The sequence below is a fragment of the Mesorhizobium sp. WSM4813 genome (assembly GCF_055811555.1).
In genome coordinates, this window is sequence record NZ_JBVVQU010000006.1 from 1 (window position 1) to 14,570 (window position 14,570).

14 protein-coding genes and 2 pseudogenes are annotated in these 14,570 nt (G+C 60.7%); 8 read left to right on the forward strand and 8 right to left on the reverse strand.

The window, feature by feature from the left end; all coding sequences use genetic code 11:
• Positions 1–74 precede the first annotated feature (74 nt).
• The 5 genes and pseudogenes from AC0L25_RS04675 to AC0L25_RS04695 all read right to left on the reverse strand — a co-directional run.
• Positions 75–946 (reverse strand): annotated as a pseudogene (locus tag AC0L25_RS04675) (SLC13 family permease); the annotation flags it as partial.
• Positions 947–1,058: 112 nt separating this feature from the next.
• On the reverse strand, positions 1,059–2,579 hold the full coding sequence (locus AC0L25_RS04680) for a malonate--CoA ligase (RefSeq protein ID WP_473594407.1): 1,521 nt from the start codon (positions 2,577–2,579) through the stop codon (positions 1,059–1,061).
• 22 nt (positions 2,580–2,601) lie between these two features.
• Positions 2,602–2,979: pseudogene (locus tag AC0L25_RS04685) on the reverse strand (malonyl-CoA decarboxylase domain-containing protein); the annotation flags it as partial.
• Positions 2,980–3,241: 262 nt separating this feature from the next.
• Complete coding sequence (locus AC0L25_RS04690) at positions 3,242–5,410, reverse strand: amylo-alpha-1,6-glucosidase (protein ID WP_473594408.1); 2,169 nt, start codon at positions 5,408–5,410, stop codon at positions 3,242–3,244.
• 77 nt (positions 5,411–5,487) lie between these two features.
• Positions 5,488–6,582: a glycosyltransferase family 4 protein gene (locus tag AC0L25_RS04695; RefSeq protein WP_473594541.1), complete on the reverse strand. Its 1,095-nt coding sequence runs from the start codon at positions 6,580–6,582 to the stop codon at positions 5,488–5,490.
• A gap of 180 nt (positions 6,583–6,762) precedes the next feature.
• Between AC0L25_RS04695 and AC0L25_RS04700 the strand changes: the two genes are divergently transcribed.
• From AC0L25_RS04700 to AC0L25_RS04730, 7 genes are all read left to right on the forward strand, one after another.
• Positions 6,763–6,918, forward strand: a complete 156-nt coding sequence (locus AC0L25_RS04700) for a hypothetical protein (RefSeq protein WP_473594409.1) — start codon at positions 6,763–6,765, stop codon at positions 6,916–6,918.
• 57 nt (positions 6,919–6,975) lie between these two features.
• Positions 6,976–7,176, forward strand: a complete 201-nt coding sequence (locus AC0L25_RS04705) for a hypothetical protein (protein ID WP_473594410.1) — start codon at positions 6,976–6,978, stop codon at positions 7,174–7,176.
• A 175-nt stretch (positions 7,177–7,351) separates the two neighbouring features.
• Complete coding sequence (locus AC0L25_RS04710) at positions 7,352–8,107, forward strand: ABC transporter ATP-binding protein (protein ID WP_473594411.1); 756 nt, start codon at positions 7,352–7,354, stop codon at positions 8,105–8,107.
• The gene (locus tag AC0L25_RS04715; RefSeq protein WP_473594412.1) at positions 8,100–8,846 is read left to right on the forward strand and encodes an ABC transporter ATP-binding protein; all 747 of its coding nucleotides are present in this window, start codon (positions 8,100–8,102) and stop codon (positions 8,844–8,846) included. Before AC0L25_RS04710 ends, AC0L25_RS04715 begins: the two co-directional genes overlap by 8 nt.
• 46 nt (positions 8,847–8,892) lie before the next feature.
• Entirely contained in the window at positions 8,893–10,089 is a 1,197-nt protein-coding gene (locus AC0L25_RS04720; protein WP_473594413.1) for an ABC transporter substrate-binding protein, read from the forward strand.
• A gap of 70 nt (positions 10,090–10,159) precedes the next feature.
• Positions 10,160–11,047 (forward strand): branched-chain amino acid ABC transporter permease, encoded by an 888-nt coding sequence (locus AC0L25_RS04725; RefSeq protein ID WP_029355907.1) that lies wholly within the window; start codon positions 10,160–10,162, stop codon positions 11,045–11,047.
• Positions 11,047–12,030: a branched-chain amino acid ABC transporter permease gene (locus tag AC0L25_RS04730; RefSeq protein ID WP_473594414.1), complete on the forward strand. Its 984-nt coding sequence runs from the start codon at positions 11,047–11,049 to the stop codon at positions 12,028–12,030. Before AC0L25_RS04725 ends, AC0L25_RS04730 begins: the two co-directional genes overlap by 1 nt.
• A 155-nt stretch (positions 12,031–12,185) precedes the next feature.
• Here AC0L25_RS04730 and AC0L25_RS04735 read toward each other — a convergent pair whose 3' ends face one another.
• Together AC0L25_RS04735 and AC0L25_RS04740 are read right to left on the reverse strand one after the other, a co-directional pair.
• The gene (locus tag AC0L25_RS04735) at positions 12,186–12,590 is read right to left on the reverse strand and encodes a type II toxin-antitoxin system VapC family toxin (RefSeq protein ID WP_473594415.1); all 405 of its coding nucleotides are present in this window, start codon (positions 12,588–12,590) and stop codon (positions 12,186–12,188) included.
• On the reverse strand, positions 12,587–12,820 hold the full coding sequence (locus AC0L25_RS04740; protein WP_027156398.1) for an AbrB/MazE/SpoVT family DNA-binding domain-containing protein: 234 nt from the start codon (positions 12,818–12,820) through the stop codon (positions 12,587–12,589). The genes AC0L25_RS04735 and AC0L25_RS04740 overlap by 4 nt, the downstream gene beginning before the upstream one ends.
• Positions 12,821–12,982: 162 nt before the next feature.
• Here AC0L25_RS04740 and AC0L25_RS04745 point away from each other — a divergent pair, with 162 nt between their 5' ends.
• Positions 12,983–13,927, forward strand: coding sequence for a lipid kinase (locus AC0L25_RS04745; RefSeq protein ID WP_473594416.1), 945 nt, complete (start codon positions 12,983–12,985; stop codon positions 13,925–13,927).
• A 37-nt stretch (positions 13,928–13,964) separates the two neighbouring features.
• On the opposite strand, the gene AC0L25_RS04750 is transcribed toward AC0L25_RS04745, so the two are convergent.
• A complete protein-coding gene (locus AC0L25_RS04750) occupies positions 13,965–14,219 on the reverse strand; it encodes a hypothetical protein (protein ID WP_473594417.1) in 255 nt (84 codons plus the stop codon).
• Between the last annotated feature and the right edge of the window lie 351 nt (positions 14,220–14,570).

Here is a 14,570-nt window from a genome sequence, read left to right on the forward strand (position 1 = left end):
TCGAGGTGGATGTTGAATCAGCACAAGACGCAGCTGTCACATCACAATCGATTCATCGACCACAGGACGTGCTCTAGGAGCGCGAGCGCGACCGCGACGGTGATCGCCACCAGGCCGACATTGAACTTGAACACAAGTGCGCCGACCGCGAGCGCGGTTAGGCCGATTAATGTCCTCAACCTTTCCGTAGTCAGGCCGGAAAGCGCCGACACATTTTTGTCTGCTCCTCAAAGACGTAATGGCTGATCGGAGTAGCCGGCGTGCCGCCGTGGCCGACGATTGACTGCGTCACGCCCTTGGGGTGGAGGTCAGGCAGCGGTCCCGACGGGACCGAATACTTACGCAGCACCTTCGAGCCGCCGAAGACGAAGAATACGAGGACGGCTCTGGCCAGGTTGAAGAAGAAACTGGAGAGAAACAGTGATGTCGGCGCGAACGGCAACCCCGCCTTTTCGACGATCTGGTTGGTGATGCCGCCATAGACGCTGATCGGCGAAAAGCCGCCCGCCTGCGCACCGTGAATAACCATCAATCCCATCATGACCGGATTGATGCGGTACTGGAACGCAAAACCCAGCGCCACCGGGGCCAAAATGGCGACCGCCGCAGGTCCGAGCGCACTGAAGCCGGTGATGACGGCGGCGACCAGGAACATGACCCAGGGAATCCACGCCACATGTCCGCGCACCAGTTTGACCGCGCCCTCGACCAGCCAATCGATGGTACCGTTGATCTGGGCGATGGCGAACAGGTAGGTAATGCCGACCAGTGTCAGGAAGAGGTCGCTCGGGAAGCCAGCAAATATTTCCGCCGGCTTCATGGCCATGATGAGCGAGCCGACCAGAAAGGCGCATGCGAAGGCGAGTGCGCCCATATTGATCGGCTGGATGGTGGCGATCACGAACATGCCGACCAGCAGCGCGATTGACAGAATCTGGATGTTCATAGCTTCCTCCCTCGGGAAACGCCTTCAGGCGCCCGTTCTCATTTCCATAGGTTCGTAGATCAGCCTGCGTTGGTCTCGCTCCCAAGCACCAACGCAGGGTAGTCAGCGCCTGCTAGGAGGCGGGCATGTAAAGGTTGCTGAACCGGACGCGCAGAAGGTTCTTCTGCACCTTTCCCATGGTGTTGCGCGGAAGGTCCTCGGCGAAGATCACCCGTTTCGGCTGCTTGTAGCGCGCGAGGCGGTCGCGCAGCGCGTTGAGCACGGCCTTTTCGTCCATTGTGGCACCAGGCTTGAGCACCACGATGGCCGTGACCCCCTCCCCGAAATCCGGATGTGCAACGCCTATGACCGCACTCTCGGCGACACCGTCGAGTTGATCGATCTCACCCTCGACTTCCTTCGGGTAGATGTTGTAGCCGCCGGAGATCACCAGGTCCTTGTCGCGGCCGACGATGTGGAGATAGCCCGCCTCATCGATCTTGCCGAGGTCGCCGCTGATGAAATAGCCGTCCTTGGTGAACTCCGCCGCAGTCTTTTCAGGCATCCGCCAATAACCTTTGAAAACGTTCGGGCCCTTGATCTCGATCATGCCGGTTTCGCATGGTCCGAGCGTCTCGCCCGCGGCCGGGTCGGTGACCCTCACCGACACGCCCGGGAGTGGGAAACCGACTGTCCCTGCCCTTCGCTCGCCGTCGTAGGGGTTTGAGGTGTTCATGTTGGTTTCGGTCATGCCGTAGCGTTCGAGAATGGCGTGACCGGTGCGCTGCTTGAATGCGGCGTGCGTTTCAGCGAGCAGCGGCGCCGAGCCGGAGATGAACAGCCTGATATTGGCGACCGTCTCCCGGTTCAGGCCTTCATGCTGAAGCAACCGGACATAAAAGGTCGGCACGCCCATCATCAGCGTCGCCCGCGACATCAGAGGAAGGATTTCGCCAGGCTCGAACTTCGGCAGCAGAAACATCGAGGCGCCGGAAACCAGCGTGACATTGGTCGCCACGAAGAGCCCATGCGTGTGAAAAATCGGCAGCGCGTGGATCAGCCGGTCGGCTGCGGTCACGTGCCAGCATTCGCGCAGTGCTAATGCATTGGACAAAAGGTTGTCGTGCGTCAGCATTGCGCCCTTGGAACGGCCGGTGGTTCCAGATGTGTACAGGATCGCGGCGAGATCGTCAGGCGCGCGCGCCGAGTCGAGAAAATCGGCAGACTCGTCCCTGGCCAACTCCATGAGCGACCCGGCGCCGTCCGCATCGAGCGTTTCGACAATCGCGCCGTGGCCGTGCGCGATCCGTTCGACATCAGCTCGCGACTTCGAGGAGACGATGACGAGCCGCGGTTCGGCGTCACCGATAAAATAGTCGAGTTCAGCCAGCGTATAGGCGGTATTCAACGGCAGATAGATCGCCCCGCAGCGCACGCATGCGAGATAGAGCATCAGAGCCAGCGGGCTCTTGTCCACCTGGACCGCGACGCGGTCGCCTGGGCGAACGCCGAGCACATCAATTGCGCTGGCGATCTGTCCGGAGAGCCGCAGCGCATCTCCATAGGTCCAACGCTGACCATCGATAGTCTCGATGAAAATCGACTCGCCTGACTTGGCGGATGCTCGCATGGCGTCGAACAGGTGATTGCTCATTGAACTCCTCCCAATTTGCTTATTAGGTTATCTGCAGTTCGGTGCGACGTCGACGAACCGGGGCGCCAATACTGGTGTCGGTCGAAGCGGTTGCCGCCAGTTTTCCGACCTCCGGCGAAGCAGCGATCTCGCCATGTTGCGCCAAGGCTTCGTGGTTCGCCTCGATGTCGTCCAACTTGTAAAAGTAGTTGACCATCAAGCCGTGGGACTGCCGCATCGCCTTGGCGGAGCGATCGGCGAGGAAGTTCAGCCGTTCAAGGCGAGCGCCGTTGCCCAAATGGAAACGCGCCACAGGATCGACCGGCCGTCTGCCGGTGGCACGTTCCTTGATGAAATAGCGTGCGGCGAGCGGGAGGAGCACAGCTTCAACGATCCGTGCCTTCTGCGGATTGTCCGCCCAGCTCCGGCTCACTGCGCGCCCCTAACGCAAGCAACCTGCGGCCGCGATCGGTGATTGCTTTGCACCATATCGCTAAAGAACGAGATGCCGGCCATGTCGGCTCGATCTTGTCGCCAAAGCTTCAGGCGGAACCGCCGTACAGGTTTTGCGCTACGCTGGCTGTGTATGCCATTCCTCCGGATTGCGACTTACCCTGATCGAGGGCTCATCTAGGCGCGACTCAATCCAGCGCTCGCAGATGCCGCACGGGAGCCGGCCTGCGCTAAGAACGCACCACCAGAGGCACCAGACCTTCATGGCGATGGTCGAGATAGCACACAACGCGGTCGCCAATGCGCTCGAAGATGAGATCGACTTTCGCCTCGCCGATGGCCAGGTGGCGGATAACGATGTTGTCGATGCCGATCGGCAGCCGCGGGCGTTCGACGGTGATTTCGCGTTTCCAGCCGTCAACCCGAATGCCCAGGCAGGCCTGGAGCATCATGAAAGCGGAGCCAGCCGACCAGGCTTGCGGCAGACAGGCGACCGGGTAGGCCACCGGTGAATCGCTGGCGGCACGCGTAAAGCCGCAGAACAGCTCTGGCAGCCGCATATTGAAACGGACCGCCGCCTCGAACATACCGCTCATCAGCTTCACGACGCTGTCGCGCTCGTGATAGCGGGCGAGCCCGGAGGCGCAGAGCGCGGTGTCGTGCGGCCAGATCGAGCCATTATGATATGACATCGGGTTGAATGGGATCTCGTCGTCGGCCAGTGTGCGAACGCCCCAACCGCTATGGAGATGACCAGAGAGGAGCTGGGTGGCGACTGACTGAGCCCGTTCCGCAGACGGCAGCCCGACGTAAAGCAGGTGACCGGCATTGGACGTGCGAACCGCGCATTGCTTGCCTTCTCCGTCGATGGCCAAAGCATAGAAATCGCGGTCCGGCATCCAGAAATGCGTCTCCACCGCCTGACGGATCCTTTCTGCCAGGGCGCTCCAGTGCGCCGCCTTTGCGTCGTCGCCGCGCCTGGCGGCCAGCGCCGCCATCCCTTGATATGCGGCGAAGGCATAACCTTGCACCTCGACCAATGCGATCGGCCCTTTGGGGATCGTGCCGTCGGCATGGAAGATGGCATCGGAACTGTCCTTCCAGCCTTGGTTGAACAGCCCCGTGTCGGCCGCCCTGTTGTAGGTTACAAAGCCTTCCCCGTTGCGGGCTCCGACCTCTTCCATCCAAGCAGTGGCAGCGCCCAGCGAGTTCCACATGCGATCGACGAACGCCTCGTCTCCGGTGCGATCGGCGTAGGACGAAGCCAGATAGACATAGAGTGGCGTGGTGTCGACGCCGCCATAGTAGCGGCCGAACGGCAGCTCGCGCAGTACGGCCATTTCCCCCTTGCGGGTCTCATGCATGATTTTGCCAGGCTCTGCATCGTCGAATACAGAGGTCTCGGTCGATTGATAGTGGGCAAGGAAGGCCAGGACCCCACGAGCAAGGTCCGGATTGAGCCAAAGCATCTGCAAGGCGGAAATGACGCCGTCGCGGCCGAAAGCCGTCGAAAACCAAGGGATGCCGGCATACGGGTATGGCCCGGTCTCCAGATCGGTCGTCAGCAGCGCGATGTCGGCGCGCGTGCGTGTAAGCCAGTCATTGAACACGCGCCCGGAGCTGAAGACGGTGGCGCCCTGCCGGCGCTTTGAGCGCATGGCGAAGCGGGCTCGCGCAGCGGCCCCGCGAAAGCGGTCGCTGGAGGGGGTTTCTTCGCTGTGGCCGACCTCCAGGTACAATGCTCTGCTGTCACGCCTTGCCACGACAATGAGGAAATCGGCGTGATCGGGGTGCACCTGATCGGGCTTGATCGAGAATGCGATGACCGATTGACGAGCCACATTGTCGAGGCCTTCATATCGGAACGTTACGCTCGCCTCGCCGACCAGTGCGTCATGCGCGCGACCGCGGCGGCTACGCGTAGTGCCGCGCACCTCGAACATGTCACGGAAATCGGCGTCGAAGTCGAGCCGGACCGGCAGAACCACCTCGCGCGCGGAGTAGTTGGTGAACTTGATGCGTTCGAACATGCGGTCCTGCCAGATGAACCGCGTCCGATCGACGTGGACGACGCCCGGCAATGCTTCGCTGCCATTCGGCCCGATAGTGGCTAGATTGGTAAGATTGGCGGTGAATAGGATGTTGTCCTGCGACAGCGAGGCGCCGAGCAGCGACGGCATCCGGCCGCCAATGAACAGACGGAAGCGCGACAATACACGCGTGTCGTCGCGGAAAAGCCCGTCGCCGGTGCCGCGTATGTCGCCGTAGCTGTCTGCGACGACGAAACAATCCTCGTGTTTCAGCGCAAATTGCCGATGCGGCTCGCGCGGTGCCGTTTCGTCGATTGCCGGCAGCGCCACGGCTGGATCAATCTTGCGGTCTTCGAGTTGAGTGGTCATGGTCAACCCTCCGGTTCAGAAGCGACCAAGGCGGCTCAGGCGCTGATCCGGGCAGCCGAGCCGTTTTCCTTGCTCGGTCAGGTAGACATACTCATCATTGCGGCATTTTTGGCGCGCTTGTTCTGAGAACCAAGTGCGGTCGTTATGTCGTCCGAGAGCGAGCCATAGATCGCTGCATAGTCGCGGCACATGCGCTCGACCGTGAATCGCTCTTCAAAAGTCCGTCGCACCTGTCCACGATCGAGGCCGTTTATTCGCCGTACTGCGTCCACAGCTTCGTCGAGCGTGTCGACGATCAACCCGGACACACCATCGTCGACGACCTCCGGAACGGCGCCGCGCCTAAAGGCTATCACAGGCGTGCCGCAGGCCATCGCCTCGATGGTTACGAGTCCGAAGGGTTCCGGCCACTCGATGGGGAACAAAAGCGCTGCCGCATTACCCAAAAAGTCTGCTTTTTGCCGTTCGTCGATCTCGCCGATGAATTCCACGTTCGAATGTCGAAGCAATTGGGGTTCCACCCTCTCTTTCCAATATGATTGGTCTACCTTGTCGATCTTGGCGGCGATCTTCAGCGGCATACCGGTACGCGCTGCGATTTGAATGGCCGTTTCCGGCCCCTTTTCCGGTGAGATGCGGCCGAGGAATGCGAGATAGCCCGAGGCTTTCGGGCGAAAAGGAAGAAGGTCGCGTGGCAGCCCGTGATACACCGTGCCCGCCCAATTGACCGGCGGCATGGGCCAGCGTTGGTCGTAGGAAATCGAGACCAGCGGAATGTCATCGAACATCGCGTAAAGCTGCGCCAGGTCCGGGAGGTCGAGCCGTCCATGAAGTGTCGTAACGGTCCGCTGGGCAAAATCCCGGACTACGGGGAAGTGGAGAATATCAACGTGAAAATGCAGCACGTCGAATTCATCGGCCCGCCTGCGCACCTTTTCAAGCATCGTCACGTGGTGGGGAATATCGTGCCGAACCCTGGGATTCAGGCGCAACGCAATATCGGAACACGGTACCAATTCGGCCGAGGTGCGTGAATCACCACTGGCGAACAAAGTCACATCATGCCCCTGCCGAACAAGCTCCTCAGTCAGATACGAAACTATTCGCTCGGTCCCGCCATAGGTCCGCGGCGGCACGGCTTCGGTAAGGGGGGCGATCTGGGCAATTTTCATCTGCAATACCTTCTCGAAAGCGAAGGTCATCCTTCAAAAAGCGCCGTCGGCAATTCCCTTCCTCGCGTTCATTGCGGTGTGGTCCTCCTGCGCCAACTCTCGAAGCGCCGATATGTTCCCGGCGGGAACAATCACCGCGTCAGGGGAGTTCAAGCAGACGGAGCAAAAGGGAGAACCAGGATGGCTACGAAGCTTCAGGACACAAAAGCCGTCAAGGGATCCAGCGGCGAACATGGCGGCAACCACGGCGGCAATCAGGACAAGAAGGACAAGCCGCAAAAGAGCAGCCAGGCTGCCGGCAAGGATCCAAATCGTGGCAAGGGCGGCAAGGATTAACCCGCAGCAGGCGGACCATAGTGGTTGCGATCCCCGACCATCGACAGGAGTGACACCATGGCGAAGACAAACTCGTCTACGAAAGCCGACCAGCCTGTATCCGGAAAGAGGGCAAGCGGCAGCGACAAGGCCAAGGAACCGGCCAAGGGCGGCGCTAAAGCCAGGAATGCCCAGGAATGGGGAGGCGGATCGAAAGCGTCGAAGGGCAAGATCACCCGGGCAGACCGGGAAAACCCGAACTCGAGCCAGCGCAGCTGAGCTTTTCGCGAAGTTAAACGCTTCTGAAAATTGCAGCCTTGACGCGATGTGCATTAGGTCGTTTGTTGCGGACGGGAGAGCCACGGGAGGAAACCATGGAAGTCACCCTGGGGGTGGACAGCCCCGCAGCGCGGTTCCACGTTTTCATGCCGATGACGGGCGAAGGCTCCCGCGCATGAATTCCGGAGCGATCCTGGAAGCCGCGGGATTGACTAAGGAATTTGGGGGTTTCGTCGCTGTCAACAATGTCAACCTGAGGGTGGAGCGAGGATCGATCCACGCGCTGATCGGCCCCAACGGCGCAGGCAAGACAACCCTCTTCAACCTGCTGACCAAATTCCTCCAACCAACGCGCGGCGCGATCCGCTACCAAGGCCGCGACATCACCAGGATGCAGCCGGCCGACATCGCGCGACTGGGCCTTGTGCGCTCCTTCCAGATATCGGCGGTGTTTCCGCACATGACGGCACTCGAGAATGTCCGCATCGCGCTGCAGCGCCGGCGCGGCGACAGTTTCGATTTCTGGCGCTCCGAGAAAGTGCTTTCCAAGCTCAATAGCGAGGGTGCGGCTCTTCTCGCCGATGTCGGATTGACCGAGTTTTCAGATATCCGCGCGAGCGATCTGTCCTACGGCCGCAAGCGCGCGCTTGAGATCGCGACGACGCTGGCGCTGAACCCTGAAATGCTGCTCCTCGATGAGCCTATGGCCGGCATGGCGCAAGAAGATATCGAGCGTATCTCGGCGCTGATTCGGCGCATCTCCCAGAACCGCACCATTTTGATGGTTGAGCACAATCTGTCGGTCGTAGCCTCGCTGTCGAACCGCATCACCGTGCTCGCGCGCGGCAAAGTCCTCGCCGAAGGCGACTATGCTGCGGTTTCCAAAGATCCGCGCGTTATCGAAGCCTATATCGGGGCCGGACATGTCTGACGTTGAACTTGCAAGCAGGCCGGCTGCTGGCCGCTCGGCGAGAGCGCTGCTGCGCGTCGATGGCCTGCAGGGCTGGTACGGCGAGAGCCATGTGCTTCACGGCGTGAGTTTCGAGGTTGGCGAAGGCGAAGTGGTGACGCTGCTCGGCCGCAACGGCGCCGGCAAGACGACGACGCTGAAGGCCGTCATGGGCATCCTTTCCAGGCGCTCGGGCTCGGTCACCTATGACGGAAGGGAGACGATCAAGCTGCCGTCGCGATTGATCGCACAGATGGGCATCGCCTACTGCCCGGAGGAACGCGCCATCTTTTCCAGTCTCTCGGTCGAGGAAAATTTGATGTTGCCGCCGCAGGTGCGCCCCGGTGGGCTCAGCGTCGAGCAGATTTTCGAGCTTTTCCCGAACCTGAAGGAGCGGCTTTCGAGCCAAGGCACCAAGCTTTCGGGCGGCGAACAGCAGATGCTCGCCATCGGCCGGATCTTGCGGACCGGCGCGAAGCTCCTGCTGCTCGACGAGCCGACCGAAGGGCTTGCTCCCGTCATCGTGCAGCAGATCGGCCGCACCATTGCCCGGCTCAAGGAGGAGGGATTCACGATCGTGCTCGTCGAACAGAATTTTCATTTCGCCGCGTTGGTCGCGGACCGGCACTACGTGGTGGAACAGGGGCGCGTGATCGACACGATCCCCAACGACGAACTCGACGCCAACATCGACAAACTGCACGCCTATCTCGGTGTCTGAGGCAATTAGCAATGGCGCGTTGCGCCGCAATCGGAGGAGAGTAGCGATGAAAAAAATGGGGTTTATTCTGGCTTCGCTGACGAGCCTGCTGATGGCCGGTGCGGCCTACGCCACGGATGTCAAGATCGGCGTTCTGAATGACCGTTCCGGCATCTATGCAGACATCGCCGGCGAAGGCTCGGTCATCGCGGCCCAGATGGCGGTGGAAGACTTCAAGGCGGCGGACAAGGGCATCAACGTGTCGATCGTCTCAGCCGACCACCAGAACAAGCCGGACGTCGGCTCCAACATCGCCCGCCAGTGGTACGACACCGAAAATGTCGATGTAATCGCCGACGTGCCAACCTCGTCAGTGGCGCTCGCCGTCAACGAGATCACCAAGGAGAAGAACAAGATCTTCCTCGCCTCGGGTCCGGCCTCGTCCGACCTCACCGGCAAAGCATGTTCGCCCAACACCGTCCACTGGACCTATGACACATGGGCGCTTGCCAACGGCACGGGCTCGGCCATGGTCGCACAAGGCGGCGATAGCTGGTTCTTCGTCACGGCGGACTATGCCTTCGGCCACGCGCTCGAGCGCGATACGTCGGCGGTCGTCGAAGCATCGGGCGGCAAGGTTCTCGGCGCTGTCCGTCATCCTTTCCCCGGCCAGGATTTCTCGTCCTTCCTGCTGCAGGCGCAAGGGTCGGGTGCCAAGGTCGTCGGCCTCGCCAATGCCGGCGGCGACACGATCAACGCGGTCAAGCAGGCGTCGGAATTCGGCATCACGCAGGGTGGCCAGGCGCTCGCCGCCCTGTTGATGTTCATCAATGACGTGCATGCGCTTGGCCTCGACGTGGCGCAAGGCCTCGTGCTCACCAGCGCGTTCTACTGGGACAAGGACGATCAAACGCGGGCATTCTCTGCCCGTTTCCAGGAGCGGAATGCCGGGCAAAAGCCTTCGATGATCGAGGCCGGAGTCTACGCTTCGGTCCTGCATTACCTTAAAGCCGTCGAGGCCGTTGGCGACAAGGACGCGGCCAAGGTGATGGCCAAGATGAAGGAAATGCCGACCGATGATCCGCTGTTCGGCAAGGGCACGATCCGCGCGGACGGGCGCAAGCTGCACGACATGTATCTGTTCCGCGTCAAGAAGCCGGACCAATCGAAGGGGCCATGGGATTATTTCGAGACGGTGGCCACCATTCCGGCCGACAAAGCGTTCCGCCCGCTCGCCGAAGGCGGCTGTTCGCTCGTTAAATAAGCGATCCCTCGCCAACGACGCGCCGAACCGCTCGGCGCGTCGTCTCGCCGATAAGTCAGCTGGAGCGACCATGTTCGAACTGCTTGGAATTCCGCCGCAGGTCCTGTTCGGCCAATTGCTGCTCGGGCTGATCAATGGATCCTTCTATGCGGTTCTGAGCCTCGGGCTGGCGGTCATCTTCGGTCTCTTGAACATCATCAATTTCACGCATGGCGCGCAGTACATGCTGGGCGCCTTCGGCGCCTGGATGCTGCTCAACTATCTCGGTGTCGGTTACTGGTGGGCCGTGTTCATCGTGCCGCCGATCGTCGGCGTCACCGGCATCGTGCTTGAGCGCGTGCTGATCCGACGGCTCTATCACCTCGACCATCTCTACGGGCTGCTTCTCACTTTCGGCCTGGCGCTGATCATCGTCGGCTTCTTCCGCCAGTTTTTCGGCGTATCCGGTCTTCCTTACCCGCCGCCGCCGCTTCTGACCGGCGGGCATAATCTCGGCTTCATGTACCTGCCCAATTCGCGCGCCTGGGTGATTGTGGCTTCCCTCATCGTGTGCCTCGCGACCTGGTTCATCATCGAAAAGACCCGGCTTGGCGCCTATCTCAGGGCAGCGACCGAGAACCCGACCATGGTCGGCGCGTTCGGCATCAACGTGCCGCTGCTGGTCACGCTTACATATGGTTTCGGCGTCGCACTCGCGGGTTTTGCCGGCGTGCTCGCCGCGCCGATATACGCAGTCAATCCGAACATGGGGGCTGACCTGATCATTGTCGTCTTCGCCGTCGTCGTCATCGGCGGCATGGGCTCGATCCTGGGCTCCATCCTCACCGGCTTCGGGCTTGGGCTGATCGAGGGCCTGACCCGCGTGTTCTATCCGGAAGGCTCGGCCGTGGTGATCTTTGTCATCATGGCGCTCGTGCTGCTCGTCAAGCCCGCGGGTCTGTTTGGGCGGAGTGTGTGATGACAACCGAGACCAACCCGATCGCTATGGCGGCAATCACGTCGGTTGGCGCCGCGGGCATGCCACGTCATCACCTTGCGATCTTCGCCGCGCTCTTCGTCTTCCTCATCGCCGCGCCATTTCTGCTCTATCCGATCTTTGTCATGAAGGTGCTGTGCTTCGCGCTGTTTGCCTGCGCCTTCAACCTGCTGCTCGGCTATGGCGGACTGCTGTCCTTCGGCCACGCTGCCTATTTCGGCATGGCGAGCTACGTCTCGGCCCATGCGGCAAAGGTGTGGGGTTTGACGCCCGAACTCGCCATCATCGGGGGCACGCTGGTGGCAGCCGTGCTCGGTCTCGCCATCGGCTCCCTCGCCATTCGCCGCCACGGCATCTATTTCGCCATGGTGACGCTCGCTTTTGCACAAATGATCTATTTCTTCTCGCTGCAGGCGGCGTTTACCGGTGGCGAGGACGGCATCCAGGCCGTGCCGCGCGGCCATCTGTTCGGGCTGATCGACCTGCGCTCGAGCGAAGTCCTCTATTACTTCGTGCTCGCCATCTTCTTCGCCGGCATATTGCTGATCTATCGGATCATCCATTCGCCGTTTGGACAGGTGTTGAAGGCGATCCGCGAGAACGAGCCCCGCGCGATCTCGCTGGGTTATCGGGTCAACCGCTACAAGCTCGCCGTATTCGTGCTGTCGGCCACGCTCGCCGGCGTCGCCGGCGCCACCAAGGCGATCGTGTTCCAGTTGGCGTCGCTTACCGACGTCTACTGGACCATGTCCGGCGAAGTCGTGCTGATGACGCTCTTGGGCGGCATGGGCACGGTGTTCGGACCAATCGTCGGCGCGGCAGTCATCGTCACCATGCAGAATTACCTCGCGACATTTGGCGACTGGGTCACGATCGGCCAAGGCATCATCTTCGTTGTCGCGGTGCTGTTGTTCCGGGAGGGCATCATTGGCGTCCTGGCAAAATGGATCCGGAAACCGCTCTGAGCAGGTGATGAAACCAGCGACCGGTCGCCGGTTAGGCATGCAGCCACTCAGTCCTATAGCCAGACGACAATTTTGCACGGAACCATCTTACCAAGACTTCAGGATTAAGAGGCAAAAGGCCTCTGCCTAAGCGTGTTTCTCGGCCGGCGGGCTGTTCAGGAGTCCGGTGCGATCAGTTTCAGCGATGGAAAATAGGTGCGGTAGCGGCCGACGTCGCGGGTGAGCAACGGCAATCCATTGACGGCTGCATGGGCGCCGATGAAGAAGTCAGGCAGCACACTAGTGCGCGATCCGCCAGATTTGCGATACCGCGTAAAGACCTTTCCGGCGAGGAACAGTGCTGCCCGGGGCATCGGAGTCAATTGGAGACCGGCTTCGTCAAGAAACGCGTCGATACTCTCGATGCGGTCATAGCGGACGGCAAGTTCGGCATAGACTGCATCGTTGATCAACAACGGCCCATTGAGGCTTGCCGCCTCAAGCTGGGCGATCGACCAATCCGCCCAGTTCGCATCGTCGGTGACAAGGTCGAGCAAAACATTGGTGTCGACCAGCGTCACGCGTCGCCACGCGTCAGTGCCATTATCGCGTCGGTGTCGAGTCCCTTGCCGGCATGGCCGCGCAATTTCGCGAAGCGGCTCGCGGGCTGCTTCTTGTCACTACGCACAATCACCACATTGCCGTCATCGGTGCGGCGGAAATCAACCTTGCTGCCCGGAACGATTCCGAGCAGGTCCCGGACCGGCTTCGGGATGGTCACCTGTCCTTTGGCTGTGACCGTGTTGGTCATCTCATCTTGCACCTCGGTAATACCCATTTTCCACAAGGTATTACGCTGTCGGCCGAATTTCAACCTCCGCAACGGCTGCCAAAGCCGTGATTTTGGTGACTTGTTTTCCCAGGCGCGCCTGTCGACGTCGTAATCCGCAGGCACGCACCCTATCTACGCCGCATGAATGACATCACGAACAGACGCGCGCTTCTACTCATCAATCCAAAGGCACGACGCGGGCAGGAATCTATCGCACCGGTCGTCGAGCGGCTGGAAGCCGGTGGGCTCCGCGTCAGCGTCGAGACATTTGAGGCACTGCCCGAGATAGCACGCGACATCGTGCGCCTTCGCCATATGGCTGATCTTGTGATCGTGTGCGGCGGCGATGGCTCGGTGTCCTCGGCGGCGGTCGCGGTTATGGAAAGCGGGCTGCCGATGGGCATCATTCCGATGGGGACGGCGAACGATCTGGCGCGCACCCTCGAAATACCGTTGGATCTTGGGAAAGCGGCCGACGTGATCGCAGAAGGCGGAAGGCGACTGATCGATATCGGGACCGTCAATGGTCACGCTTTCTTCAACGTTGCGAGCATTGGCCTCAGCACCGACCTTGCCCAGGGTCTCGATCCGGCGCTGAAGAAGCGTTTCGGCAGGTTTGGCTATGCATTGGCGGCCATGAAAGTGTTGACCAAGGCCCGCCTCTTCGAAGCAAGGATTACCGAAAAAGGCGTGGCGACCGAAGTCAAGACCTACCAGATTGCAGTTGGCAACGGCCGCCACTATGGCGGCGGCAACATCGTCGAGGAGACGGCGGAGATCGATGACGGCCATCTCGACCTGTACAGCTTGGAAATGACGAATCTCTGGAAAATGGCGCTTATGCTGCGCTCATTCCGCTCAGGCACACATGGCGCCTGGAGCGAGGTTCGCACGGCCAGATGCGTCGAGTTCGACATCGAGACGAAAAGGCCGATGCCGGTGAACACCGACGGTGAGATCGTCACCTCGACCCCCGCTCATTTCAAGGTCCACCCGAAGGCGATTTCGGTATTCGCGCCTGCTGGCGCGCGCGTGCAGCCCCGCACAAGGGTGCTTGATGGTGCGGTCAGCGCAAACAGCGGGTAGACCGGCTACCAAGCGCGCGTTTCAGAGACGTCTTTGATCATTGCTTGAGGAACGCGCCCGTGTAGGTCTGGCCGGCAAGCCTAACGGTTCCGGCCAGGGTTCTGTCGGGCCGCATGACAAAGCTGAGGTCTGCGCCATTCGGCAGGCGCTCAAGCTTCAACGTGGTCCCCACAATTCTTCCAATGCCGGCGGCCTCTCCCGGATGGTTGTCGCCCAGAGTTCCCCACGCATAGGTAACTGTCACCTTGCCATTGGAAGAAATCGTCTGAACGGCAAGTTTGGCGTCATACATCCCATCCAAGCGGCCGGCCCATAGACCCGAAAAAGCAGCATACTTTGTCGGAACGGCCTTATCAGGGGGAGTGATCGCCACGGATTGATCTATAGTTGCTGAGCCGGAGGGAGCAGCGGCAGGATCCGAGGCAGTTTGGGCGGGAATGATACCGGGTTCCAGCGCAGGTTCGAGAGTGGGTCGCGGCGTTTCAGGAGCCGATTGGCACGCGGTTATGGCAAGCGCCGCGAAGCCAAGCATTGCGTTGCACATTCGACGTGCCATCTTTCGGTGCCCCAGCCATCTCTAGCGCAGGCTAACCTTATCGCGCGTTTTCACGACCTCTGTCTACCCAAGGTGTCTCGTACAACA